The organism is Candidatus Symbiothrix dinenymphae (assembly GCF_001431085.1).
This window is the reverse complement of record NZ_BBRU01000303.1, coordinates 1-532: the sequence shown is the minus strand read 5'-3', so window position 1 is coordinate 532 and position 532 is coordinate 1. Positions and strand designations below refer to the sequence as shown.

The following is a 532-nucleotide window of genomic DNA, read 5'->3' as shown; positions in this document are numbered from 1 at the left end:
CAATATAACGCCCACCAAGTGTTGGAGTTTAACAAAATATCTGGTTGTGGAAGTGAAGCCTTAATCACACAAACAAAATGGGTAAAATAAAAAAAATCTTGAAGGTCACCTTGCCGTTAGCATTGGGAGTCGTTATCTTGTATTTTTTGTATAAGGGGACGGATTTTGATGCCTTGTGGCTGGAAATAAAGGATGCCAATTGGGGCATTTTGTTGCTTTCGTTGCCCTTTGGAGCTGCTGCCAATGCTATTCGCGGGCTTCGCTGGCAGTTGTTGATTAACCCGTTAGGCTACCGACCCAAGCGGATGAATTTGATTTATGCGGTGTGGGGAAATTATGCGGTGAACTTTGTTTTGCCGCGTGTAGGTGAGTTTTGGCGGTGCGGCGTGATTTCTAACAAAGAAAACATCCCGTTCAAAAAGGTGATTGGCACGCTGATTATTGACCGCCTGTTTGACCCTATTATCCTGCTGCTGTTCTTATTAGGGGCTTTTGCGAGCAACATTTCTGTCTTCCTTAAAAACAAGGATGC

General features: G+C 44.0%; 1 protein-coding gene. It reads left to right on the top strand.

Features of this window, described 5'->3' with window-relative positions:
* Positions 1-77: 77 nt before the first annotated feature.
* Positions 78-532 (top strand): lysylphosphatidylglycerol synthase transmembrane domain-containing protein (locus tag ASC50_RS03795; RefSeq protein WP_158648384.1); only part of this gene is annotated, 455 nt, incomplete at its 3' end.